Origin of the sequence: Peribacillus simplex, from assembly GCF_001578185.1 — a bacterium.
GTDB lineage: Bacteria > Bacillota > Bacilli > Bacillales > DSM-1321 > Peribacillus > Peribacillus simplex_A.
Genome location: NZ_CP011008.1, coordinates 3416247 through 3439943, shown reverse-complemented (window position 1 = coordinate 3439943; position 23697 = coordinate 3416247). Strand labels below are relative to the sequence as shown.

Below are 23697 nucleotides of genomic sequence, written 5' to 3'. Positions count from 1 at the left end.
GATTAATAGTATTTTAATAGAGTCATCCATAATACATAACATGGGGGGATGAATGATGATTAAAAATATCGATCATATTGGTATTGCCGTCAAGTCACTTGATGAAACCTTACCACTTTACACGGAAACGCTGAACTTGGAACTTGAAGGAATAGAGACAGTGGAGAGCCAAGGCGTAAAAGTGGCCTTTATCTTGGCAGGCAATACCCGTTTGGAGTTATTGGAAGCGTTGTCACCGTCAAGTCCAATCGCCAAATTCATTGATAAACGCGGTGAAGGGATTCATCATGTGGCCCTTGGTGTCGATCGTATCGAAGATCGAATTAAAGAAATTAAAGAATCAGGATTGCGCATGATTGATGATTCATCAAGAAAGGGAGCACACAAAGCAGATGTTGCTTTCGTTCATCCCAAGTCTACTGCAGGTGTATTGTTTGAGCTTTGTGAACGAGCCGGATCAAAGGAGGAGCAGGAATGACAGACATATATGAAACGATCAATGACTTATATGACAGACGCCGCAAAGTGGAAATGGGCGGCGGTGAAGAAAGGATCGATAAGCAGCATGAAAAGGGCAAACTTACTGCAAGGGAAAGAATCGAGCTTTTAGTTGATCCGGGAACTTTCATTGAACTTAATCCTTTCATCAAACACCGTAATACTAATTTTGGCATGGAAAAGGAAGAAGGACCGGGAGAAGGGGTTGTCACCGGTTATGGAAAGGTAAACGGCCGCGACATTTATCTGTTTTCCCAGGACTTTACTGTATTTGGCGGTGCACTAGGGGAAATGCATGCTCTGAAAATTGCCAATGTTATGGATTTGGCAGCGGAAAATGGGGCCCCCTTCATAGGTTTGAACGATTCTGGTGGAGCGCGTATTCAAGAAGGTGTTGTTTCCCTTGACGGATATGGACAAATATTTTATCGGAACTCCATTTATTCAGGCGTCATTCCACAAATTTCCGTTATTATGGGACCTTGTGCAGGCGGAGCCGTTTATTCTCCAGCCATAACCGACTTTGTCTTCATGGTTGAAAAAACGAGCCAAATGTTCATAACAGGACCTAAAGTCATTGAAACGGTTACGGGTGAAAAGATTTCATCTGAAGGGTTGGGTGGAGCGACTGTACATAATACCATAAGCGGTAATGCGCATTTCAAGGGAGCAACAGAAGAACAAGTATTGGCCGACGTTAGACGTCTCCTGAGCTATCTTCCACAAAACAATGAAGAGAAGCCGCCGGTTTTGGAAACGGACGATGGAGATGACTACCGTCCGGACTTAACGGATGTAGTCCCTTATGAAGGGATCCGTCCATATGATGTTCGGAAAGTATTGGAGCAAATTGTCGATGAGGGTTCCTTCATGGAGGTGCAAGAGGGCTTTGCGAAAAACATAGTGGTCGGCTTAGCCCGAATCAAAGGGAAATCAGTGGGACTTGTCTGTAACCAGCCAAAAGTATTGGCAGGGGGACTGGATATTGATTCATCTGATAAGGCTGCCCGTTTTATTCGTTTTTGTGACTCGTTTAACATTCCGTTAATTACGTTTGAAGATGTTTCAGGCTTCTTCCCGGGCGTTAAACAAGAGCATGGCGGGATAATCCGTCACGGTGCAAAGCTGCTATACGCATATTCAGAAGCAACAGTACCAAAATTGACGATCATCCTGCGTAAAGCATACGGAGGAGCTTATGTGGCCCTTAATAGTAAATCCATCGGTGCTGATCTAACATTTGCATGGCCAAATGCGGAAATCGCGGTAATGGGTTCTGCTGGAGCGGCAAATATCATTTTTGCCCGTGAAATTCAAAATAGTGAAGACCCTGAAGCGACTCGTGCAGCTAAAATAGAAGAATACCGTGATAAATTCGCTAATCCATATGTTGCCGCAAGTCTTGGAATGGTAGATGATGTAATTGATCCCCGGGAAACAAGGATTAAGATCATTCAATCACTTGAAATGCTTCGCAACAAAAAAGAAAAACGTCCATGGAAAAAACACGGCAATATCCCGTTATGATCCAACTGCAAGGAGCCCGAAATATATCTATTTTGGGCTCTTTTCCATACTGGGAAGAATTCGTAAACCATTTATATGTTATCATTCACCATTTTTAAGGGGAACTTTGGACGGGGGATGACCAGCATTCCATTTAAGCACGGTTCCTCAATTTCACATTATTTGCCGGGGCGCCGCTTTTAGAAGTATAATTAAAGAGGAAAACTTTTTTGGAGGTTTTATTTTATGATTAATGAAGAACGTTTAGTTAGTGAATTTATGGAATTGGTCCAGATTGATTCCGAAACGAAAAATGAAGCAGCCATCGCCAAAGTGCTGAAAGAAAAATTCGAGGCACTGGGTTTAGAGGTTTTTGAAGATGATACAACAGCAGTTACTGGTCATGGTGCAGGCAATTTAGTATGTACTTTAAAAGGAATGAAAGAAGGCGTAGATACCATTTATTTCACCTCCCATATGGATACGGTTGTACCTGGGAACGGAATCAAGCCTTCCATCAAAGATGGATACATAGTGTCAGACGGAACGACCATTTTAGGAGCGGATGACAAAGCTGGATTAGCGGTCATGTTAGAAACGCTTAAAGTGTTGAAAGAACAGAATATCGAGCATGGGACAATCGAATTTATCATAACAGTCGGTGAAGAATCTGGCTTGATAGGGGCAAAGGCATTGGATCGCTCACTTGTAACGGCAAAATTCGGTTTTGCTCTTGATAGTGATGGAAAAGTTGGCAATATCGTCGTTGCTGCACCTACTCAGGCGAAAGTGTCTGCGATAATTTTAGGCAAGACTGCTCACGCTGGTGTCGCCCCTGAAAAAGGAGTTTCGGCAATTACGATCGCTTCCAAAGCGATCTCAAGAATGCCGTTAGGCCGGATCGACGAGGAAACGACAGCCAACATCGGACGTTTCCAAGGTGGACAGCAAACCAATATTGTTTGTGACCATGTTGAAATCCTTGCGGAAGCAAGATCCTTGATTCCTGAAAAAATGGAAAAACAAGTGGCGAGAATGAAAGAGGCATTCGAGACTGCCGCCATTGAAATGGGCGGACGGGCTGAAGTTGAAGTTAACGTCATGTATCCTGGTTTTAAATATGGGGCTGGCGATCATGTAGTCGAAGTCGCAAGAAAGGCAGCAGAGAAAATCGGTCGTCCATGCGAGTTGGTTAAAAGCGGCGGCGGAAGCGATGCCAATGTCATTGCAGGTTTTGGGATTCCTACTGTCAATCTCGCAGTGGGGTATGAAGATATCCATACTACGAATGAAAGAATACCCGTTGAGGAATTAACGAAGCTTGCTGAAATGGTTGTCAGTATCATCAAAGAAGTATCCGGGGAATAATTAAATCGAAAAATAGATCCGGAAGAGAGTTTCCTGAGTAAATCTAAAGAAGGTGGCCGTATTTCTTGTTGGAAATGAGGAATGTGCTTTACCGATTTTAATCCGTGATTTCCATCGAGAAATCTGATGCCATATAATTGATTCCCCCTAGCAAGGATTTGTTGCTGGAATGGGCAAGGTCAGGAATGAATTGTTACCACTGATAGATATGAATGAGGTATTATATCCAGGTAAATCAGCTCTCGGCAATGATGAACAGAGGTGGATTGTAAAATGGACGGATGTCCTCCCCGCCGGAAACATAGTCCAGCCAGGCATTCAATAAACTGAATATATGCAGGGTGTTGCCAATGGGGTAGCCGTTTGATTACAATCATTGATCCTCAAAAACTCGTATCATCTTTGTTCAAGTATTGCTGGAATTTATGTACAGTCATCAATGACATGATGGCTGTTTTTCTTGGATTTGCATCATCTTTCACTGTGGTTACCAAAGATAAATAGGGGTATCTTAAAAGAAATGGTTTTTTATTGGCCCTATTATCCGGTGTTTTTTATTTTTACAAGGATGTGACGGTCAAACATGAAGGACATGTATCCCAAAAATGGCAGGGTCATTCTCCATGTAGACATGAATAGTTTCTATGCTTCAGTTGAAATGTCATATGATGTTTCATTGAAAGGCAAACCGCTTGCGATTGCAGGCAATGTTGAAGAGAGAAGAGGCATAATCGTCACCTGCAGCTATGAGGCGAGGAAGTTCGGGGTTAAAACGACCATGCCGATTTGGCAGGCGAAAAAACTATGTCCTCAATTAGTCATTCAGAAACCGAATTTCGAGCGTTATCGAAAGGCATCACTGGCTATTTTCGATGTATTGAGGCAATATACAGAGATGGTTGAACCGGTTTCGATAGATGAGGGGTATCTGGATATTAGTGAATGCGCCGAATTGGGTTCACCTTTAGATATAGCCAATAGCATTCAGGAAAGAATTTTGAATACGATGGATCTCCCTTGCAGCATCGGGATTGCCCCTAATAAATTTTTGGCCAAAACTGCCTCTGATATGAAGAAGCCAATGGGAATCACCATATTAAGGAAAAGGGATATTTCGGAAAAGCTCTGGCCTTTACAAGTGAACGAAATGCATGGAATCGGGGATAAGACCTCGGAAAAGCTTAAAACCATCGGCATAATGACGATCAGAGACCTTGCAATTGCCAATGATAGTCAACTGAAACAGCTTCTTGGGATCAATGGCATCCGTTTGAAAGATAGGGCTAATGGAATTGACCCCAGGATTGTGGATCCCGAAGCGATTTTTGATCATAAAAGCATTGGGAACTCAACAACTCTGCCACATGACTCCACAAATCAAAAAGAACTGATCGGTGTATTGGAAAAGCTTTCTGAGAGGGTAGCCATCCGTTTGAAAAATAAACGCCTGCTTGGTCAAAAAATAGGTGTGACGATCCGTTACAAAGACCGCCGCACTATAACGAGAAGCAGGACGGTTCCTAATCCTGTTTTTGAAAAAAAGGATATCCTGGATGGAGCTACAGATCTCTTTATGAAAAATTGGAATGGGGAAGGGATCAGACTCCTTGGTGTCACTGCCTATGATGTCATAGAGAAAGAGTCAGCCTTCAAACAGCTGGATATTTTCTCCTTTCAAGAGGATGCAGCAAAAGAACCTCTGTATGAAGCGATGGAACACTTGCAAAATAAGTACGGAGAAAATATTATTAAAAAGGGATTACCCTTGAAGAACCGTTCGATTGGAACAGACACTAGCTTCAGCAAAGATTTCTTTGAGCAATCCAGGAGGAATGATCCCTCTTTTGAAAAAGAATAGCGTATAAGCTGTGTAAAGATATAGAGAAGGGAAAGATGATCATGACAAAACAACAGATTGGCGTTATCGGACTGGCGGTAATGGGCAAGAACCTTGCATTTAATATTGAAAGCAGAGGATATTCAATTTCCGTCTATAATCGCTCAGGATCAAAAACGGACGAAATGATGAAGGAAGCGGAAGGTAAAAACGTAACGGCCGCTTACACGCTTGAGGAATTCGTCCATTCTTTGGAAACACCACGCAAAATTTTATTGATGGTTAAAGCTGGTGCTGCAACAGATGCGACAATCGAGCAATTAAAACCGTTACTTGAAAAAGGGGATATCGTTATTGATGGAGGAAATACCTTCTTCAAGGACACTCAGCGCCGTAATGACGAATTAAGCAAGCTTGGCATCCATTTCATCGGTACAGGCGTCTCAGGAGGGGAAGAAGGGGCTCTAACAGGTCCATCCATCATGCCTGGGGGTCAAAAAGAAGCATATGAACTGGTTGCACCGATATTAAAGGATATTTCAGCTAAGGTCGATGGTGATGCTTGCTGTACGTATATCGGACCGGATGGAGCAGGTCATTATGTGAAAATGGTACATAATGGTATTGAATACGGGGACATGCAGTTGATTTCCGAATCTTATTTCCTTTTGAAAAATCTTCTTGGACTGTCCGCTGAAGAATTCCATGAAGTCTTTACTGAATGGAATGAAGGGGAACTTGATAGTTATCTAATTGAAATTACTGCTGATATTTTCAAAAAATATGATGAAGAAACTGGCAAGCCGATGGTCGATATCATTTTAGATAAAGCGGGCCAAAAAGGAACAGGGAAATGGACAAGTCAAAGTGCACTTGATCTTGGTGTTCCGCTTCCAATCATTACGGAATCCGTATTCGCCCGGTTTATTTCAGCAATCAAGGACGAGCGTGTTGAAGCGAGTAAAATCCTTCGTGGTCCAAAAGCCGAATCATTTACAGGCGACAAAAAGGCATTGATTGAAAGTATCCGAAAAGCACTTTATATGAGCAAAATCTGTTCATATGCACAAGGATTTGCACAAATGAAAGCAGCATCAGAAGAAAATGACTGGAACTTGCAATATGGCGAAATCGCGATGATTTTCCGTGGCGGCTGCATCATTCGTGCACAATTCCTTCAAAAAATCAAGGAAGCGTACGATCGTGAAGCGAACTTGAATAACCTGCTTCTTGATCCTTATTTCCAAGGGATCGTCGAAAGCTATCAAGGAGCTCTACGTGAGGTAGTGTCAACGGCAGTGATGAACGGAATTCCGGTTCCTTGCTTGTCATCGGCACTTGCCTATTTCGACAGCTATCGTACAGAAACGCTGCCAGCTAACCTAATTCAAGCCCAACGTGACTATTTTGGAGCTCATACGTATCAACGCATTGATAAAGAAGGAACGTTCCATACCGAATGGATGGAAAAATAATAAGTTCAAGCCGGCTAAAAGGGAATTCCCTTTTAAGCCGGCTTTTTTTAAAAAACTATCTCCGATGCTCCACAAGGTCAATGACCCCTAATACAATATGTGCCAAACCGAAACCAAATACCGTATTAGCCACCATTTTGTTTGAGTGCCGGTTCTGCTTCATTGCATAACCAGCAGCTGTCACGGCTGTGCCCAACGCTGTTGGAATTAGTCCTTCACGAATGTCCATCGTTAATCCCCCCACATCGAAGTTAGTGGTGCCATTACTGACACCTTTTCTAGTGTAACCTCAGCAAGACCTTACCATTCTTTTTCTATAAAGAGTCCAAAAGGTTGGAAAGGGTAAAAATGAACTAGGTGTAAATAGTGTTGGTTTATTTCCTTTTTTATGGGAAATGTAGTATGATGTATGTCATTCATCCATCCATCTTTTTAGGTTTAAACACCTGCGGAAAAGGAAATATAAACATTGAAAGCCATGGACGGACCATAGGATACAGTAGGCAGATAAGAGAGAAGGAGCGGATGACTAATGTTCATCATCTGGTTGGCTGTAGCCATTTTTTTATTATTCATTGTCTTAGAACTGGGTGTTTCATTTTGGCTTAATTTAGAAAGAGATGAAGAAATGTCAAAGCCCAAGGAAATGTTTCATATTATCCGGGAGAAATTGGTCAGGAAGAATGTTTCATGAATGAAGAAGGGATGCAGAATTCAAATCTGCATCCCTTCTTGATATCCTATCAATCATCATTATTTTCGCTTTTCTTGATTTGCCACCAAATATGTCCATCTTCTGCCAGGAGTTCATCGGATGCAAGTGGACCTGTGGATCCTGCTTCATAATTAGGGAAAGATTCTTCTTTAGTATTTTCCCATGCATTGGAAATGGTATCGACGAACTTCCATGAGAGGGCAACCTCGTCCCAGTGAGTGAAGTTTGTAGCATCTCCGCGCATACTGTCAAACAATAGCTTTTCATATGCCTCAGGAGAATTTATGTGTTCGATCCCTTTGTTGGATACGGTCAGCTTCATTTGCTTTGTATTGGATGTCGTCCCGGATTTCTTAACATTTAAGTACAGTGTGATACCTTCGTCTGGCTGGATATGGATAACGAGAAGATTCGGGTTCAACGTTTCTTCTGTTTTATAATATAGATTCATTGGGATATCTTTGAATTGTACAACGATATTCGTTGATTTGACATCCATTCTCTTACCGGTACGGATATAAAAAGGTACACCGGCCCAACGGAAGTTATCTATCATCAATTTACCCGCAACATAGGTCTCTGTGTTGGATTCGGGATTTACGTTATGTTCATTGCGGTATGCCGGAAGTGCTTGATCGCCTATCGTTCCTTCACCATATTGGCCACGGACGAAGTATTGATTGACTTCGTCCACCTTCATAGGTCGAAGTGAACGCAATGCCCGCACTTTTTCGCTTCGGATCTCTTCGGTTGTCAAAGCGATCGGGGGTTCCATGGCAAGCAAGGCAACCATTTGCAGCAGATGGTTTTGGACCATATCCCTTAGGGCACCGCTAGTTTCATAATAACGCCCACGTTCTTCAACGCCAAGTGTTTCACTTGAAGTAACCTGGATGTTAGATATATATCTGTTATTCCAAAGCGGCTCGAATAGGGCATTTGAAAAACGTATGACCTCAATATTTTGAACCATTTCTTTTCCTAAATAATGATCGATACGGTAGATCTCATCTTCAGCGAATGCAGTTCGAATCTGCTCATTCAATTTTTGAGCAGTTTCGAAACTGTGCCCAAATGGCTTTTCTATGACCAGTCGCTTATATCCAATCGAATCAGTCAGGCCTTGAGCTTTAATCTGTTCGGCAATCGTTCCGAAAAACTCAGGTGCCATCGCTAAATAGAAGATCCGATTTCCTTCTAAATGGTACTGTCTGTCTAAATTTTCGGCAATGTCTTTTAACTGCAGGTATGATTCCGAGCTAGTTACGTCATGGGAGTGATAATGGAAATGGGAAATGAATTCGTCTACCTTTTCTTCCGCATGTCCAAACTTAAGTATGGAGTCCTTGACACTTGTTTGAAACTCTTCGTTCGTCAATGATCTCCTTGCTACTCCAACGACGGCGAATTTATTGATTTTCTCTTTTTGAAATAGTCGATATATGGAAGGAAACAATTTCCTTTTCGCTAAATCTCCGGTAGCACCAAAAATCATAATCAATGCTGTGGGTTTATTGTTTTCTGTCATGTTAAAACCTCAACTTTCCGTTAAATCTGTCTATAAAGTTGGAATTCCCGATTGTGTACCAATTTCTAATTTTACGTTTAGCTTTCCCTCAAAGCAATCAATTTGCGCATTTTTTCTCATATTTCATTAAAAGTTTAATGTTGTTTCGGTTTTAATGGGTCATAAATGAAAGAGCACCTTTGGTTATGCTATAGTTAAGTCATAAAGTATTTGCAACGGAGGTAGTATCGTGGATTTTGTTTTTTTAGGTACAGGCGCTGGCGTTCCGGCTAAAGCGCGTAATGTGACATCAATCGCCCTTCAATTATTGGAAGAGCGCGGGACGGTTTGGTTATTCGATTGTGGTGAAGCAACACAGCATCAAATTTTACAAACGGCAGTCAAACCGCGAAAGATTGAAAAAATTTTCATCACCCATTTGCATGGTGATCACATCTTCGGACTCCCTGGGTTTTTAAGCAGCAGATCTTTTCAGGGCGGAGTGGATAAATTGACCGTATATGGTCCACATGGCATTGATGCATTTATTAAGACGAGCTTACAGGTGAGTGGCACTCATTTAAAATATCCATTGGAAATTATTGAAATAGAGGAAGGCGTAGCATTTGAGGACGAACAATTCACAGTGACGGCCATGTCGCTGGATCATGGCATTTACAGTATCGGTTACCGGATTGTAGAAAAGGATCGCCAGGGAAGCTTGCTCGTCGACCGGCTGCTGCAAGAAGGTGTGAAGCCGGGTCCGCTTTTTAAAGCATTGAAAAATGGACAAACGGTCAGTCTTGATGACGGCCGTATCATAAATGGGAAGGATTATCTAAGTGCTCCGCAAAAAGGCCGGATCATCACGATTCTGGGTGATACGCGAGTGTGCAGCAATGCTCTCATTCTTGCTGATTCGGCGGACTACCTTGTTCATGAAGCTACATTTTCAGCAGAAGAATCTGAAATGGCATCCGCCTATTATCATTCGACCACCGTTCAGGCTGCAGAAACGGCTTTGAAAGCGGGAGCTAAGCATCTAATCCTTACCCATATCAGCTCACGGTATACTCCAGAGGATTCGGAGAGGTTAAGGAAGGAAAGCGAAGCTATCTTCGCAAACACGATCATGGCTGAAGATCTAATGGCCATTAAAGTTCCTTTATATTCATAGGAATAGGGTAGCTGAAATCAAAGAGAATGTTTGATATAATTAATCAATTGTTCATTGGATATTCAAAGGAGTGTAAATATGACTGACCAAAGTAACCTACATACTAAAGCAATGGATTTTCTCTTAAAAACAAGCCGGACTTTTTTCATTCCAATCAGCTATCTTCCAAAGGGATTACAGGAGGCAATTGGAGCTGCATACCTTTGCATGCGCGCCATCGATGAGATCGAAGACCACCCAGATCTGCCTGCAGATACTAAGGTCACCCTGTTACATGCTCTAAGCGAGCTGCTTGGGGCGGATCATAGGGAAGAAGAACTTCAATCGTTATTTGAACCATATAAGGATTTTCTGCCCGAAGTGACCCTGCTTCTTTCGGACTGGATTCAATTTTGTCCTCCCGGTGCAAAAGCCAAAGTCTTGGAATCGACAAAGGAAATGGCCGAAGGCATGGCAAAATGGGTTACTAAGGACTGGCAAATTCATAATGAAGAAGAGCTCGATGATTACACATATTATGTTGCGGGTTTAGTTGGCGTCATGCTGTCCGATATGTGGAACTGGTACGATGGAACGGAAACGGACCGTGAACTTGCCATCGCATTTGGCCGTGGACTCCAAACGGTCAATATCCTGCGTAACCGTGAGGAGGATGCAGAACGTGGTGTGAACTTTTATCCGGATGGCTGGGGTTTCGATGAGATGCTTGCCCATACGGAACATAATCTTACATTAGCCGATTCGTACATTGGGGAAATTGAAACGAAAGAGATCATCCAATTCTGTAAAATACCTTTGGAATTGGCAAAAGCCACATTGAAGGCCTTAAAAGAAGGCAAAGAAAAAATTGATCGTGCTACAGTTACCGAAATTGTTAATCAAGTAGTCGAACACTGATATTCCATTAAGCTGCTGTGAAAGTTATCATACCTTTCACAGCAGCTTTTTTTGATGTTTAACATTAAAAACTCGAAAAATTCTAAAAAGTTAAAATATATATTGGATAATTGGGACTAAACGATTATAATTTAGGACATAAAAGCGAAAATGCTGGCTTCGTTAGAAAGACATAGTCTTAAATAAGAAAAAAGGCGGGGGAAAATATGAAAAAGAAATTATATTCAACTGCAGCTATGACATTGGTCGCAGGGTTATTATTGGCTGGGTGTGGAAATGACAAGGAAAAAGATGCGGCAAAGGATGAAGGCGGAAAGGATACCTTCAACATTGGGGTATCACAATTCGTACAGCATGATTCCTTGGATCAGGCATATAAAGGATTCCAGGCGGCATTGAAGGATAGCGACATCAATGCCAAATATGATCTTCAAATTGCACAGGGTGACCAAAATAACAGTCAAACGATCGCCAATAATTTTGTTGGGGATAAAGTGGATTTGATTTTTGCGAATTCCACTCCTAGTGCCCTAAGCGCTTTAAATGCGACCAAGGATATTCCAATCGTTTTTACATCGGTTACCGATCCTGTTGCGGCGGAGCTTGTTACATCTTTGGATAAGCCAGGCGGAAATGTGACGGGTACGACGGATTCCCATCCTGAAGCAATTGCCAAGTCAATGAAATTCCTAGCGGATGAACTTGGCGCCAAGACAATTGGAACCGTTTATAATACAGGGGAGCAAAATTCCGTCGTCCAAATAAAAAATGTGAAAGCGGAAGCGAAAAAAGCGGGATTGAAAGTTGTGGAGGCATCTGTCTCAACTTCTGCAGATGTTAAACAGGCAGCGGAATCATTAATCGGAAAAGCGGATGCTTTCTATATCTTTACTGATAATACAGTTGTTTCGGCACTGGAATCGGTCATTTCTGTGGCAGATGATAAAGATATCCCTTTGTTTGTTGGCGAGCTCGATTCCGTGAATGCGGGTGGTTTTGCAGCCTATGGCTTCAGTTACTATGATATTGGTTATGAAGCGGGGCAAAAAGCGGTTGAAATCCTGAAGGATGGCAAAAAACCCGGAGATATCCCGGTTCAATATCCACAAAAACTAAAATTGGTCATCAATGAAAAGGCAGCAAAAGATATGGGTGTTGAAATAAAAGAAGAATGGAAAGCAGATGCTGAGTTTGTAAAATAAACTCTGCTTTTGTTCGGGGAAGGAAGAAAAATATGTTCTCAGCCTTATTCAACTCTTTTGAGTCGGGAATGATTTATGCGATCATGGCACTCGGTGTCTATTTAACATTCAGGATTCTCGACTTCCCGGATATGACAGTGGAAGGCAGTTTTGTGACAGGGGCCTCTGTTGCCGCCATTATGATCGTTAACGGTTTCTCGCCGATCATAGCCACGTTGAGTGCAATGGTTGCCGGGTTCATTGCTGGCACAATGACGGGTTTCCTTCATACGAAAGGGAAAATCAATCCACTCCTTGCAGGTATCTTAATGATGATCGGGCTTTACTCCATCAACCTAAGGATCATGGGTGCATCCAACATTCCGTTGCTTTCCCAAACAACCATCATCACGAATATTCAGGATGCCTGGGCTGGCACAGGGGTGGACAATGTGTTGAATGGTCTTTTAACGATCGTGGGCCTCGGTGATAGCCTGCCCAAAACGTGGGCCATACTAATTGTTATGTTGATTGTGGCTTTAATCATTCAAGCTGGAATGTCAGCTTTTTTAAAAACGGAAATCGGTCTTGCTTTACGTGCGACGGGTGATAATGAAGCAATGGTCAAGAGTTTTTCCGCCCATACAGGAAACATGAAAATCCTGGGACTTGCAATCGGAAATGCACTTGTGGCTTTCTCGGGATCCTTGGTTGCCCAATATAACGGGTTTAGCGATATTGGCATGGGGATTGGAATCATCGTCATCGGATTGGCATCCGTTATAATTGGCGAAGCGTTATTTGGCTCAAAAACGATTGCACGTGCGACACTTGCGGTCATTGGAGGAGCGATCATTTACCGAATCGTCGTAACTTTGGCACTCCGCGTAGATTTCCTTGATACAGGTGATGTTAAATTAATTACGGCACTTATTGTGGTCGGGGCACTTGTCATTCCGAAAATTACCGATAAACAAAAGGAAAAAAGCCGAAAGAAAAGGCGGCTCAAAGAAATACAGATGCGCCATGGTGGGACTTCATCGAAAGGGGGAGAAGGATATGCTTCAGTTAAATCAGATTTATAAGGTCTTCAATGAAGGGACACCAGATGAAAAGCTAGCCCTTGGGAATCTTGAACTGCAGATGACTAAAGGCGAATTTGTAACAGTCATCGGGAGTAATGGAGCAGGTAAATCGACGCTGATGAACATGATATCCGGCAAGATTCTCCCTGATGCCGGTGAAGTCATCATTGATGGGGAAAACGTATCGGCCATTGAGGAACATGCCCGTGCTAAAATGATTGGCCGCGTTTTTCAGGATCCGATGCTGGGGACGGCACCACATATGACGATTGAAGAAAATATGGCGATTGCATATGGCAGAACCAACAGAAGAGGTTTGGGCTTCGGGGTGACAAAAAAACGGAAAGAGCTTTTTAAAGAATGTTTGGGTACCCTTCATTTAGGCTTGGAAAATCGGATGACTGCAAAAGTGGGGTTATTATCAGGTGGGGAGCGCCAGGCACTTTCATTGCTGATGGCGACCTTCACCGATCCTAAAATCCTGCTTCTTGATGAACATACAGCAGCACTCGATCCTTCCAGGGCAGAGCTTGTGACAAATCTGACGAAGGAAATCGTTGAAAAGAACCAGTTAACGACGTTGATGGTGACCCATAATATGCAGCAGGCCATCGATCTTGGAAATTCCTTGATCATGATGGATAAGGGACAGATCATTTTTGAAGCTAGAGGCGCTGAAAAGCAGAAGCTAACCGTTGAAAAACTGCTTAACGAATTCCAGCGCATCAAAGGCGAAAAAATGCTCAATGACCGTGCAGTGTTGATTTAAGATGATGAAAAGGCCCGACCCAGGTGAGATAAATCTTGGGTCCTGGCCTTTTTATTTTTGGGTTAATTAATCAGATCAGGTCTCTATTTACTGCACGAATGTCGAAGAAGTACTTGAGCCTAGGAAAAATGGTTATGGTGGGGTGCTCATTAACGATCTTGAATATAATCGATGTTAATCGCTGTCGGCTGTGCTCCATGATGAACTATCATTCCTTCTGTTATTTCCAAAAATCATTTTTATGAATGGCCTTTTCTTCGTCTTTTTAGTGGCAGCAGCTTCTTCAGCAGCGAGGAAATAATCAAATGGCTGGACAATTGGTGTTTCTAACGCTTCGATACGAGCTTCGAGCTTTTTAACGAGCTTGTGCATTTCTTCTATTTCACTTCTGTGCTGTAAAAGTTGATAGGATACAACATCGTCCGCTTTTGTTTTCAGTCCATTTTCAAGCCTGACGACTCGTTCTATCAGTTGATCATGTTCTTTATTCGTTTCGGAGTGTTTCTGGCCGGTTGCTTTTCTAATCTTTTTCTCTGATATACTGACCTTTTGGAGAATGATGCCCTCGTTCAGCTGATCTTGGATTTTTCTCAATAATGCAATGTCTTCATCTGAAAACTGATAGTGGCCAAGCTGATTCCGTTCTACCTCCATGTTCAATTGGGTGACCCAGCGTTGAATCGTACTATGGGAAACATTCAGTAACCGGGCAACTGCACTTGTATTCATCGAGATTCCCCCTTTTGTTGTTGAATTCGATAAGTATGAGGCAATTCCTTTACAGATGACAAAACAAGTATTCATTCGGCAAAGAAAGTGGATTTCCTACGTAATTTGCATGAGGACCGATCCGAGAAGGAATACTCTTGGAGCCGGTTTTGGCAAATGGTGAGCCTTGTTAGGAGATTTAAGAAGAAGAATTTGTGATGGGGTGGCTTGATGGTCAATCAAACTATAAAGGGAAAATGATTCATACGTCGAATTACCCTTTGAAGAAGAAAAAAGGAGGAATAGTATGAACAGAATTAACCTTATAACTTTAGGTGTTAAGGATATCAATGAATCCTTAAGGTTTTATCGGGATGGGTTGGGATTCCGCACATCGATAAAAGAGGAAGAACCAGCAATCGTTTTTTTTAATAATGCAGGAACGAAACTTGCTTTGTATCCTTTAGAGGAGCTAGCAAAGGACATTAATGAGAAAGCACCGCCTAAGAAACATGGTTTCCCGGGGCTTACGCTCGCTTATAATGCTAAATCAATAGAAGAAGTGGATGAAGTGATCAACAAGGCTGAAAAGGCCGGGGGAACGATCGAGAAATCACCTCAAGATGTTATTTGGGGAGGATACAGCGGATATTTTTCAGACCCCGATGGTTTCTATTGGGAGGTTGCGTATTCGAAGGATTGGAGTTTTGATGAAACGGATATGCTCATTATAAAGTAACGCGCACTGCGGAAGGGCTGGAAAATCAAAAGACATGGACCTTCCCTATGCCTTCAGGAGTTGGATCATAAAAAAGGGCTGTTGCCTTGCCAATGCCTATACGGGAGTGGCAAGGCAACAGCTGGTAATCATCATGTGCCTTTTACTGTGAAACTACATGCTTGGCAAGTTCTTTACTTATTTGATTGCCCATTCGCCTCGATTGCTCAGTCGCCTCTTGTACACAGGCAATGAATGCTTCTTGCACTTGATGTGCTTGAAGTGCTTTCAGACCTGCTTCAGTCGTTCCGCCTGGTGAAGTTACTTCCTTTCTTAGCACGGCAGGCGTTTTAGGTGATTTCTGTAACATATCGGCCGCACCCATCAGTGTCTGGAGAATCAATTGCTTCGCGGTTTCGGAATCGAGACCTATTTTTTCTGCTGATTTTTCCAATGCTTCGACCAAGTAATATATATAAGCCGGCCCGCTTCCTGATAAGCCTGTTACCGCATCTAGCTGGGCTTCGCCAACGACAGCTACGGTTCCTACCGTTTCAAAAAGGGTAATCGCCGTTTGTAATTGCGCTTCTTTCGTGTGACCATTAGCCGCAAGGGCAGTTGCTGATTTTCCTACAGCTGCCGATGTATTAGGCATGGCTCGGACGATTGAGAACTGTTTGTTGGCGACTCCTTCCAAACTTGTTGTATGAACCCCGGCCACCACGGAAATGAACAGCATTTCTTCGCGAATGTATTCTTTTATTGATTGCATCGTTTCTAAAATATCTTTCGGTTTCACCGCCAGTACGACAAGGTTTGCATTCTGTACTAATTGCTGCAGCGATCTTGTGGCAGTTACACCGTATTCTTTCTTTAAATAATTTAACCGGTCATCATTGGATTTATTTGTTACAAAAATATTTGCTGGATCAATTACCTGTTGAGTCACCAGCCCCGAAATGATGGCTTCTGCCATTGATCCAGCCCCGATAAATGCGATTTTTTTCATATTTCTCGCTCCTTTTTCTTTTAAATTTTCGGTCTTTTTTTAAAAACAAAAAGACCCCTCATCCAATAAAGGACGAAAGGTCTAGCTTCCGTGGTACCACCTTTGTTCAACTTTTCCATAACAAATAAACAGAAAAGCTGCACTTGATTCCTCTAACGCGGGAATTACGTCAGGTTTTCCTGAAGGCTCATAAGGTAGGTTCAATAATGAGGGGGCGATGAAGCCTTTCAGCACATTCCGAGCTTCACTCTCTTTACGCCATCAATAAATTTACTTGGCCTTAATCAAAGCCATCCGTCTTTAATTACTTGTGATTATGAAGGATATATCAGTACTCTGTCAATGATAATATATGCATGGACGACAAAAAATAGACATGAATTATGTGAAAATAATGACAGTGATTAAAAATACATGTAAAATGGTAATTATACCTACATTTTATTGATAAGTGTACTAAAAATCCTGTCTAACGTATAAAAAGATTTATATAAATATAATTTCTAAGGTGGAAAAGATTATGGCGAATTGGAATGGAGATATCGCAAAACTTGCATTGCCCACGCCATTTGCAGTGGGCGATGTAAATGTTTATGTTGTTAAAGGGGATGCTTTAACGCTAATTGATACTGGAGTTAAAACAAAACGATCAAAGGAAGCCTTGACTAATGGACTTGGTGATTTGGGTCTGGAACTGACTGATATCGAACAAATCATTTTAACCCATCATCATCCTGATCATGCAGGTGCACTCGATTTCTTTGAAAAGGATATCCCTGTTTATGGACATAAAAACAATCAGCGCTGGCTGACTATCAGTGATGAGTTCCTTGAAACCCATAATCGTTTTTTTCTTGATTATGCCACGAAGTTTGGAGTGGCAGAAGAGCTGAAAAATAAACTGATCCATAACCGCGACGAAATCAGCTTCCTTAGTCAACGGAAGCTGCATGGATATTTGGCTGAGGGGGATGAGCTTCCTGGTCTTCCAGGCTGGAAAGCGATCGAGACTCCAGGGCATGCGCAAAGCCATTTATCCTTTTACAGGGAAAGTGACGGTGTCATGATCGCGGGTGATCACTTGCTTGCTAAGATTTCACCTAATCCTTTAATGGAACCGCCTTTACTTCTGGGCGGTAAGAGGCCTCGTCCGTTACTGCAATATAATGCATCACTTCAGAAATTATTGGATTTTTCCATATCCACTGTATACTCCGGACATGGAACTGAAGTGGAAGGAGATGCGGTTGCTGACTTGATTCAATATAGATTCGAGCGGCAGCATAACCGGGCCATGCAGGTGAAAAGCATGCTTCAAGATAAACCTTTATCGGTCTTTGAAGTATGTCAGCAGCTTTTTCCGAAAGTTTACCTTCAGGAAGTGGGCCTGACACTTTCGGAAACGGTTGGTCAGCTGGATTATTTAGAAGATTTGGGTGAAGTCGAAACAGAAATCCAATCAGGGGTCATTCTGTATTCAATCGCTTAATGTTCTCAAGGAGGCTCACTTTTTTGAATAAGTTACAAGGGAAAGTTATTGTTATTACCGGTGCTTCCGGAGGGATTGGCAAGGAAGTTGCAATCCAAAGTGCAAAGCAGGGAGGCCGTCTCGTCCTCTTGGCCAGAAGCCTGGATAAATTACAACAGCTAAAGAATGAACTAATCAACCAATATGGGATTGACGCATATGCCTATAAGCTTGACGTTGCAGATACTGATCAGGTGACAAGGGTATTCAATGACATCCATGAACAAATAGGTGAAGTGGATGTATTGGTCAATAATGCCGGTTTCGGCACGTTTAAAGAAGCGCAGGATACGGAATTAAATGAAACGAAAGCAATGTTTGCTGTTAACGTCATTGGATTAATGGCCTGCACAAAGCTGGTTCTTCCTTATATGAAGCGGAGAAAATCGGGGCATATCATCAATATCGCTTCACAGGCCGGTAAAATTGCCACTCCTAAATCAACATTGTATTCTTCGACCAAGTTCGCAGTTCTTGGCTATTCAAACGCACTTCGGCTCGAGCTAATGGAAGATCATGTTTTTGTGACCACCGTCAATCCTGGGCCCATAGAAACGAATTTCTTTAACATTGCGGATGAATCAGGGACATATTTAAAGAATGTTGAAAAATTCATGCTTAACCCTGAAGATGTCGCGACCAAAATCGTAGCAGCGATGCTGACCAATAAGAGGGAAATCAATCTCCCTGGCTGGATGAATTTAGCTGGGAAATGGTATAACATGTTTCCAAAGATTACCGAATCTTTAGGGAAAAAAGCATTCTTCAAAAAGTAGGCCAGACTTTCTATAGCGCTACAAGGCGAATAAGGTCAGCAATAGATAAAACAAAAGGGGAATGTCCAATGACATTCCCCCTTTGTTTGAAAAAAATTGAATAAATTGGTAACCGTTTCATTGGGGAAACCGTCTATTTTTTAGGAGGGATTTTCATGAAGATGATCGTAAACCTTTATATATATATATAATTGTTGCCTTTATTCTGGCTAGCTGTCAATTTTCTGATAGGAATATGCATGAGGCCATTGATAAGGGGGAAACAGGTTTCATTACGGATCTTGACGATAAAAGGATTTTGGTTAAAGGGACGTACTACAAGGTGACCAATGATACATATATTCAAGATCAACATGGGAGTGATCTCGATTATGCTGACCTGGAAATCGGGATGAAAGTGAAACCATGGCACCGGGGCGGGGTCAAGAAAACATTTCCTGGGAAAGCGGAAGCGGAATTGATTCTTGTTTTGACGGATGCAAAAAGCTTAGCCGAACAAAGGGCGGTCACTGCTGCCCTCGATCATGTCAGCAAAGCGGAAAGTCAGCGATTCATGATTCTCGAGGTCAGCCATTTGCCCTCAGAACATGTATATAATATCGAAATGATGAATCGTTCCAACTTAGATTCTTCATTCATGGTGACGGTTGAGGATTTAACGGATGAAATACTATATATAAAATAAAAGAAATGAATAAAACCGGACTGAATCATTTATGAATTCTGTCCGGTTATTTTATGGGAATCCGCTCACAAGAATGAGCTCACGTCATGGATTTTATAAAGTTTTCGCACCTAAATATTTTGGTTTCCAATAAGAATTATCCATATCCGCGATGGCTATTCCTTTTGAAGATGTAGCACTAATGAATTGACCATTTCCGATATAGATCCCAACATGTGATACTCCTGTTCTTCCAGAAGAAGTATCAAAGAATACAAGATCACCTTTAGATGGTGAAGATACTTTTAACCCTGTATTTGAATAGAGCAATGATGTTGTACGTGGTAAGGTAATTCCTTGTGATTTCTGGAATACATAATAAATGTAGCCTGAACAGTCGAATCCAGTTGGTGTTGTCCCGCCCCATTTGTAGGGTTTGCCGATTAAGGTTTTTGCATAGCTGATTAGGCTTGTATTATTGACATTATAAACACCAAGCGCATTAAATGTGCCTCGGCCAGCAATTCCGTCGGCAGTTAATCCTTTAGCTTTTTGGAATTTTTTTACTGCAGATGTGGAATACGTGCCGTAATATGTAGTCAGTGAACCTGAATATGTGAAATAACCTTTGGTTTTTAAAAGTTGTTGTAGTTGTTTGACATCGCTATGTGTCATTCCGGGTCTGAGGGTTTGATCTCCAATATTTGCAAAGGCTTGCAGTGGGGTTAGCATCATGGCAGATGCAACAGCAGCTGAAGCGATCCATTTCTTCATAATGTTCATTTCCTCTCTATCTATCTCTCTTTTATTCTTAACAATATTATCCTACAATACCATTATGACAATTAGACATAATTTTGGTTACAGTTTCATTACAAAAAATGAGTAATAAGACTGAAATTAAATGGACGAAAGACTGTTGAAAGCAGTGAGGGGAATTTAGAAAATTAAGCCTTTTGACTCATTCTAGATTATTCAAGCTTCTAATTGATCTGTTTTTAAAAAAACTATATGGATAATAAGTTTAAAATTGGTATTTAATCCGTTTTTAGGGTTCATTATATTTTTAAAGGAAATTGCATTAAAAAGTAGAAAATTGTATGAAAACTTCCATTGAACAAGAACGTATATTCGGTTAAAGTTATGAATATAATAAAAGCGAACGTATATTCTTGTTAGGGTGAAGAAATGATGGATTATGGGACAATGCCGAAACAATCAATTATGTGTATCGATATGAAAAGTTTTTATGCAAGCTGTTCAGCGGTCATGCTTGGTCTGGACCCACTCGATTGTTATCTGGCGGTGGTTGGTGATTTGAAGAGGACGGGGAGCGTTGTGCTTGCGGCTTCCCCAAAGATGAAGAAGGAATTTGGCATCAAGACAGGTTCGCGGAGGTTTGAGATTCCGAATGATCCAAGGATTGTCGTCGTTGAACCCAAAATGGCGACCTATTTAAGGGTCTCGACGGAAATCACCCGCTTGTTCAACCGTTATGTGCCCAAAGAAGCGATTCACGTGTATAGTGTGGACGAAAGTTTTGTGAAAGTCGATGGTGCCGCTTCTTTATGGGGAGATGCCCAGATGATAGCTGAAAAGATAAAAGATGAAATCGAACGGGAATTACAGCTCCCCTGTGCCATTGGAATTGGTCCGAACATGCTTATGGCAAAACTTTGCCTTGATTTGGAAGCCAAGCATAAAGGGATTGCGGAATGGAAGTATGAGGATGTGCCGAACAAACTTTGGCCGATTGCCCCGCTTCGTGAAATGTGGGGAATCGGCAGGCGCGTAGAAAAAACCCTTCATGGAATGGGCATATTCACGGTCGGGCAGCTTGCCAATTATGATCTTGAATTACTTGAAGCGAAGTTCGGAATTATGGGCAATCAGCTTTACCACCATGCGTGGGGAATCGATTTATCGGATATGGGGGCAACAATCATCGAAGGGCAAGTCAGCTTTGGCAAAAGTCAAATCCTGCTAAGGGATTATAAGGAGGAGCATGAGGTCAAGCAGGTCATGCTGGAAATTTGCGAAGAGGTTGGAAGAAGGGCACGTACCCACCGCAAGGCAGGAAGGACGGTCAGCTTAAGCATTGGTTACAGCAAGGATGAGTTTGGCGGAGGTTTCCATCGTTCGCGTTCGATTAGTGAACCGACTAACATTACGATGGAGTTATATAAAGTTTGCCTGGAGCTTTTTCATGAAAACTATAAGCAAAAAACGGTTCGGAGCATAGCGGTCACACTCTCGAATATTGTGGATGATAACGAAATGCAGCTGACTTTATTTGATGCTTCGCGCTGGAAAAAGCGGGAATTGAGTTACACGGTTGATCGAATCCGCCATAAATATGGACCCAAATCGTTATTGCGTGCAGTTTCGTATACGGAAGCGGGTACAGCCGTTTACCGAAGCAGGCTGCTTGGTGGGCATAAGGCGTAAGGTCGACCTTGAAGGGAGGGAAAAGAATGATTCGTGATCGCGGCCGTATCAAATGGACATCGATGATGTTGCCGGAGCATGTGAAGATGCTCCGGGATTGGGTGGTGGAGGATGGCCATGAAACGAAGCGCATCCTTGATGAGCAGCAACTGGAAGAAATGAATGTGGTAATGGGGGAAGCGATGGAGGAAAGAAAGGATGTCACGATCGCTCATTATGAAGGAAACCGGTATCAGCTGTTAATCGGCAGGATCCATTATTATAATGAGCTCACCCAAAAACTTCATATCGTCGATCGCTTTCAGCAGACTCACTATATCAAGCTTTCCGATATAGCGGATGTAAGGATAATGGAATGATGAGCGGAAGGGCTGTTCTCGAGGGACAGCCTTTCATATTCGAAACGATATCGGTTCTTTTTAATGTATTTTCCTCTTGGTGAAAGGGGATCATCGGGGCAAAAGATAATCTGGGCGATCTTGCAGAAGGAAGGCAGTATCATTAACAGAAACATTTTTATCGTTTATAATAGGGGAATGCAAAGATATCGGGAGGCATGGATCATGTATATTGAATGGACGGAAAGAGCCGCTGAGAAAATAGCCAATAAGGTTCAGGGAAAAGAAGGATATTTACAGTTGAAATATGATACTGATGGCTGTGGCTGTGTGGTAAGTGGTGTGACCGCGCTATGGCTGGTCAACGAACCTGAAGAAGGTACCGAAAAAGCGGAAACGAACGGAATTCCCCTATATGTTGAGAAATCAAAAATGATTTTTCTGGATGAAGTCATGAAAATAGACTTTGTTCCGGAAGCGAACAGCTTTCAATTAAAAAGTCCGAATCAAATCTTAAATCCGAGGATGAGCTATTTTAATAAAATCTAACTAGAAAAGAGGGAATCGTGGATACCCTCTCTTTTTCTGTTCAGACAAGTTTGAGAAACTGATCGATTTGATCTTCATATTCTTTTGGATTTTCATTATAAGATTGAGCGTGGGCCCCTTTTTTAGCGATGTACAGCTGCTTTGGGCCCTCTTTTGCTGCATATAATTCCGCTGTCATGGAAGCGGGAATGAAGCTGTCGTTTTCACTATGGATGAAGAGCACAGGGTTTCGGATGTTTTTCATATAATCGATGGGGGACACTTCATTTGTCCAATATCCATCACGGAGTTTGATGAACGTACGCCCAAGCGGAAACACGGTCCAAGAGGGAAATGGGATTTCAAGCTTAAGCTGGTGTTTGATCTGATCCTCGAAATTTGAAAATGGACAGTCGGCAATGTAAAAATCAGCACCATCTTCAAGCATTCCGGCATATAAAAGCAGGGTTACGGCCCCCATGGATTCTCCATGAATGCCAATATGAAGATCGGAACCTTTACGTCTTTTCAATTCATCGATTACGGCCTTCAGGTCGAATTTTTCATAATGTCCATAACTGCTCGTCTTGCCACCAGAATCCCCGTGCCGCCGGTGGTCATAAATGATGGCGTTGAAGCCGCGCTTAAGAAAAATATTCATGTACTTAATCGAATTGACTTTGTTTTCCGTCACACCATGAGAAATGACCACCCATTTATTGGTGTCATGCGGTTCGATGAACAAGCATTTCAAGGAATATCCGGATGGTGAAGGTACCCAAATTTCCGTTTTAGGCAGATTATCAAAATCCTCCCTGATCAGGCGTTTAGCCATGATTTCACGATTCTGGATATAATCGGTTTCCTTCTTTTTCATGTACATGATCCGATTGGAAAAATAAATGCCGACGCCGATGATATAGGTTAGGATTCCAGCTATTGCAAACCACCATTTTTTCATGAAG

General features: G+C 42.1%; 25 protein-coding genes. 19 read left to right on the top strand and 6 right to left on the bottom strand.

The features are described from left to right. Window positions 1-55: 55 nt before the first annotated feature. From mce to gndA, 6 genes are all read left to right on the top strand, one after another. Window positions 56-478: a methylmalonyl-CoA epimerase gene (gene mce, locus UP17_RS15955; protein ID WP_061463971.1), complete on the top strand. Its 423-nt coding sequence runs from the start codon at window positions 56-58 to the stop codon at window positions 476-478. Further along, a complete protein-coding gene (locus UP17_RS15950) occupies window positions 475-2025 on the top strand; it encodes an acyl-CoA carboxylase subunit beta (protein WP_061463970.1) in 1551 nt (516 codons plus the stop codon). Before mce ends, UP17_RS15950 begins: the two co-directional genes overlap by 4 nt. 225 nt (window positions 2026-2250) lie before the next feature. Further along, window positions 2251-3372 carry a tripeptidase T gene (locus UP17_RS15945; RefSeq protein ID WP_061463969.1) on the top strand — a complete coding sequence of 374 codons (1122 nt, stop codon included), beginning with the start codon at window positions 2251-2253 and terminating at the stop codon, window positions 3370-3372. Window positions 3373-3541: 169 nt separating this feature from the next. Then, complete coding sequence (locus UP17_RS27725; protein ID WP_155727340.1) at window positions 3542-3697, top strand: hypothetical protein; 156 nt, start codon at window positions 3542-3544, stop codon at window positions 3695-3697. A 258-nt stretch (window positions 3698-3955) separates the two neighbouring features. Further along, a complete protein-coding gene (locus tag UP17_RS15940) occupies window positions 3956-5230 on the top strand; it encodes a DNA polymerase IV (protein WP_061463968.1) in 1275 nt (424 codons plus the stop codon). A gap of 41 nt (window positions 5231-5271) precedes the next feature. Continuing rightward, window positions 5272-6684, top strand: a complete 1413-nt coding sequence (gene gndA, locus UP17_RS15935; protein WP_061466138.1) for an NADP-dependent phosphogluconate dehydrogenase — start codon at window positions 5272-5274, stop codon at window positions 6682-6684. 55 nt (window positions 6685-6739) lie between these two features. Here the strand turns inward: gndA and UP17_RS15930 are convergent, their stop codons facing one another. Next, window positions 6740-6913: a hypothetical protein gene (locus UP17_RS15930; RefSeq protein WP_061463967.1), complete on the bottom strand. Its 174-nt coding sequence runs from the start codon at window positions 6911-6913 to the stop codon at window positions 6740-6742. Window positions 6914-7216: 303 nt separating this feature from the next. Here UP17_RS15930 and UP17_RS27715 point away from each other — a divergent pair, with 303 nt between their 5' ends. Next, entirely contained in the window at window positions 7217-7378 is a 162-nt protein-coding gene (locus UP17_RS27715; protein ID WP_155727338.1) for a hypothetical protein, read from the top strand. A gap of 49 nt (window positions 7379-7427) precedes the next feature. Here the strand turns inward: UP17_RS27715 and zwf are convergent, their stop codons facing one another. Continuing rightward, entirely contained in the window at window positions 7428-8927 is a 1500-nt protein-coding gene (gene zwf / locus UP17_RS15925; RefSeq protein WP_061463966.1) for a glucose-6-phosphate dehydrogenase, read from the bottom strand. A gap of 229 nt (window positions 8928-9156) precedes the next feature. Between zwf and rnz the strand changes: the two genes are divergently transcribed. From rnz to UP17_RS15900, 5 genes are all read left to right on the top strand, one after another. Continuing rightward, window positions 9157-10083 (top strand): ribonuclease Z, encoded by a 927-nt coding sequence (gene rnz, locus UP17_RS15920; RefSeq protein WP_061463965.1) that lies wholly within the window; start codon window positions 9157-9159, stop codon window positions 10081-10083. Between the two features lie 78 nt (window positions 10084-10161). Then, on the top strand, window positions 10162-10980 hold the full coding sequence (locus tag UP17_RS15915) for a squalene/phytoene synthase family protein (RefSeq protein ID WP_061463964.1): 819 nt from the start codon (window positions 10162-10164) through the stop codon (window positions 10978-10980). Between the two features lie 206 nt (window positions 10981-11186). Continuing rightward, a complete protein-coding gene (locus tag UP17_RS15910) occupies window positions 11187-12182 on the top strand; it encodes an ABC transporter substrate-binding protein (RefSeq protein WP_061463963.1) in 996 nt (331 codons plus the stop codon). A gap of 32 nt (window positions 12183-12214) precedes the next feature. Then, a complete protein-coding gene (locus UP17_RS15905) occupies window positions 12215-13246 on the top strand; it encodes an ABC transporter permease (RefSeq protein WP_061463962.1) in 1032 nt (343 codons plus the stop codon). After that, window positions 13221-14015 carry an ABC transporter ATP-binding protein gene (locus UP17_RS15900; protein ID WP_061463961.1) on the top strand — a complete coding sequence of 265 codons (795 nt, stop codon included), beginning with the start codon at window positions 13221-13223 and terminating at the stop codon, window positions 14013-14015. Before UP17_RS15905 ends, UP17_RS15900 begins: the two co-directional genes overlap by 26 nt. Window positions 14016-14189: 174 nt before the next feature. Here the strand turns inward: UP17_RS15900 and UP17_RS15895 are convergent, their stop codons facing one another. Then, complete coding sequence (locus UP17_RS15895) at window positions 14190-14744, bottom strand: MerR family transcriptional regulator (protein WP_061463960.1); 555 nt, start codon at window positions 14742-14744, stop codon at window positions 14190-14192. A gap of 286 nt (window positions 14745-15030) precedes the next feature. Here UP17_RS15895 and UP17_RS15890 point away from each other — a divergent pair, with 286 nt between their 5' ends. Further along, window positions 15031-15462 (top strand): VOC family protein, encoded by a 432-nt coding sequence (locus UP17_RS15890; RefSeq protein ID WP_061463959.1) that lies wholly within the window; start codon window positions 15031-15033, stop codon window positions 15460-15462. A 142-nt stretch (window positions 15463-15604) separates the two neighbouring features. Here UP17_RS15890 and proC read toward each other — a convergent pair whose 3' ends face one another. After that, entirely contained in the window at window positions 15605-16450 is an 846-nt protein-coding gene (gene proC, locus UP17_RS15885) for a pyrroline-5-carboxylate reductase (RefSeq protein WP_061463958.1), read from the bottom strand. Window positions 16451-16970: 520 nt separating this feature from the next. Between proC and UP17_RS15880 the strand changes: the two genes are divergently transcribed. The 3 genes from UP17_RS15880 (at window position 16971) to UP17_RS15870 (ending at window position 19439) form a co-directional block, all read left to right on the top strand. After that, the gene (locus UP17_RS15880) at window positions 16971-17939 is read left to right on the top strand and encodes an MBL fold metallo-hydrolase (RefSeq protein WP_061463957.1); all 969 of its coding nucleotides are present in this window, start codon (window positions 16971-16973) and stop codon (window positions 17937-17939) included. A 23-nt stretch (window positions 17940-17962) separates the two neighbouring features. Continuing rightward, complete coding sequence (locus tag UP17_RS15875) at window positions 17963-18754, top strand: SDR family NAD(P)-dependent oxidoreductase (protein WP_250211683.1); 792 nt, start codon at window positions 17963-17965, stop codon at window positions 18752-18754. A gap of 235 nt (window positions 18755-18989) precedes the next feature. Continuing rightward, window positions 18990-19439 (top strand): hypothetical protein, encoded by a 450-nt coding sequence (locus tag UP17_RS15870; protein ID WP_061463955.1) that lies wholly within the window; start codon window positions 18990-18992, stop codon window positions 19437-19439. A 93-nt stretch (window positions 19440-19532) separates the two neighbouring features. Here UP17_RS15870 and UP17_RS15865 read toward each other — a convergent pair whose 3' ends face one another. Beyond that, a complete protein-coding gene (locus UP17_RS15865; RefSeq protein ID WP_061463954.1) occupies window positions 19533-20192 on the bottom strand; it encodes a C40 family peptidase in 660 nt (219 codons plus the stop codon). Between the two features lie 414 nt (window positions 20193-20606). Here UP17_RS15865 and UP17_RS15860 point away from each other — a divergent pair, with 414 nt between their 5' ends. The 3 genes from UP17_RS15860 (at window position 20607) to UP17_RS15850 (ending at window position 22753) form a co-directional block, all read left to right on the top strand. Then, window positions 20607-21866: a Y-family DNA polymerase gene (locus UP17_RS15860; RefSeq protein WP_061463953.1), complete on the top strand. Its 1260-nt coding sequence runs from the start codon at window positions 20607-20609 to the stop codon at window positions 21864-21866. A 26-nt stretch (window positions 21867-21892) separates the two neighbouring features. After that, window positions 21893-22225 (top strand): YolD-like family protein, encoded by a 333-nt coding sequence (locus UP17_RS15855; RefSeq protein WP_061463952.1) that lies wholly within the window; start codon window positions 21893-21895, stop codon window positions 22223-22225. A 204-nt stretch (window positions 22226-22429) separates the two neighbouring features. Next, window positions 22430-22753, top strand: coding sequence for an iron-sulfur cluster biosynthesis family protein (locus tag UP17_RS15850; RefSeq protein ID WP_061463951.1), 324 nt, complete (start codon window positions 22430-22432; stop codon window positions 22751-22753). A gap of 40 nt (window positions 22754-22793) precedes the next feature. On the opposite strand, the gene UP17_RS15845 is transcribed toward UP17_RS15850, so the two are convergent. After that, on the bottom strand, window positions 22794-23693 hold the full coding sequence (locus UP17_RS15845; RefSeq protein WP_061463950.1) for an alpha/beta hydrolase: 900 nt from the start codon (window positions 23691-23693) through the stop codon (window positions 22794-22796). Between the last annotated feature and the right edge of the window lie 4 nt (window positions 23694-23697).

Bases quoted from the DNA above. Each gene is read 5' to 3' on its own strand.
- UP17_RS15860 (WP_061463953.1), top strand. From the start codon at position 20,607: ATGATGGATTATGGGACAATGCCGAAACAATCAATTATGTGTATCGAT.
- UP17_RS27715 (WP_155727338.1), top strand. From the start codon at position 7,217: ATGTTCATCATCTGGTTGGCTGTAGCCATTTTTTTATTATTCATTGTC.
- UP17_RS15890 (WP_061463959.1), top strand. From the start codon at position 15,031: ATGAACAGAATTAACCTTATAACTTTAGGTGTTAAGGATATCAATGAA.
- zwf (WP_061463966.1), bottom strand. From the start codon at position 8,927: ATGACAGAAAACAATAAACCCACAGCATTGATTATGATTTTTGGTGCT.
- UP17_RS15845 (WP_061463950.1), bottom strand. From the start codon at position 23,693: ATGAAAAAATGGTGGTTTGCAATAGCTGGAATCCTAACCTATATCATC.
- mce (WP_061463971.1), top strand. From the start codon at position 56: ATGATTAAAAATATCGATCATATTGGTATTGCCGTCAAGTCACTTGAT.
- UP17_RS15945 (WP_061463969.1), top strand. From the start codon at position 2,251: ATGATTAATGAAGAACGTTTAGTTAGTGAATTTATGGAATTGGTCCAG.
- UP17_RS15850 (WP_061463951.1), top strand. From the start codon at position 22,430: ATGTATATTGAATGGACGGAAAGAGCCGCTGAGAAAATAGCCAATAAG.
- UP17_RS15880 (WP_061463957.1), top strand. From the start codon at position 16,971: ATGGCGAATTGGAATGGAGATATCGCAAAACTTGCATTGCCCACGCCA.
- UP17_RS15865 (WP_061463954.1), bottom strand. From the start codon at position 20,192: ATGAAGAAATGGATCGCTTCAGCTGCTGTTGCATCTGCCATGATGCTA.
- UP17_RS15940 (WP_061463968.1), top strand. From the start codon at position 3,956: ATGAAGGACATGTATCCCAAAAATGGCAGGGTCATTCTCCATGTAGAC.
- UP17_RS15870 (WP_061463955.1), top strand. From the start codon at position 18,990: ATGCATGAGGCCATTGATAAGGGGGAAACAGGTTTCATTACGGATCTT.
- UP17_RS15905 (WP_061463962.1), top strand. From the start codon at position 12,215: ATGTTCTCAGCCTTATTCAACTCTTTTGAGTCGGGAATGATTTATGCG.
- UP17_RS15895 (WP_061463960.1), bottom strand. From the start codon at position 14,744: ATGAATACAAGTGCAGTTGCCCGGTTACTGAATGTTTCCCATAGTACG.
- UP17_RS15915 (WP_061463964.1), top strand. From the start codon at position 10,162: ATGACTGACCAAAGTAACCTACATACTAAAGCAATGGATTTTCTCTTA.
- UP17_RS15900 (WP_061463961.1), top strand. From the start codon at position 13,221: ATGCTTCAGTTAAATCAGATTTATAAGGTCTTCAATGAAGGGACACCA.
- UP17_RS15950 (WP_061463970.1), top strand. From the start codon at position 475: ATGACAGACATATATGAAACGATCAATGACTTATATGACAGACGCCGC.
- UP17_RS27725 (WP_155727340.1), top strand. From the start codon at position 3,542: ATGGGCAAGGTCAGGAATGAATTGTTACCACTGATAGATATGAATGAG.
- proC (WP_061463958.1), bottom strand. From the start codon at position 16,450: ATGAAAAAAATCGCATTTATCGGGGCTGGATCAATGGCAGAAGCCATC.
- UP17_RS15855 (WP_061463952.1), top strand. From the start codon at position 21,893: ATGATTCGTGATCGCGGCCGTATCAAATGGACATCGATGATGTTGCCG.
- UP17_RS15930 (WP_061463967.1), bottom strand. From the start codon at position 6,913: ATGGACATTCGTGAAGGACTAATTCCAACAGCGTTGGGCACAGCCGTG.
- gndA (WP_061466138.1), top strand. From the start codon at position 5,272: ATGACAAAACAACAGATTGGCGTTATCGGACTGGCGGTAATGGGCAAG.
- UP17_RS15910 (WP_061463963.1), top strand. From the start codon at position 11,187: ATGAAAAAGAAATTATATTCAACTGCAGCTATGACATTGGTCGCAGGG.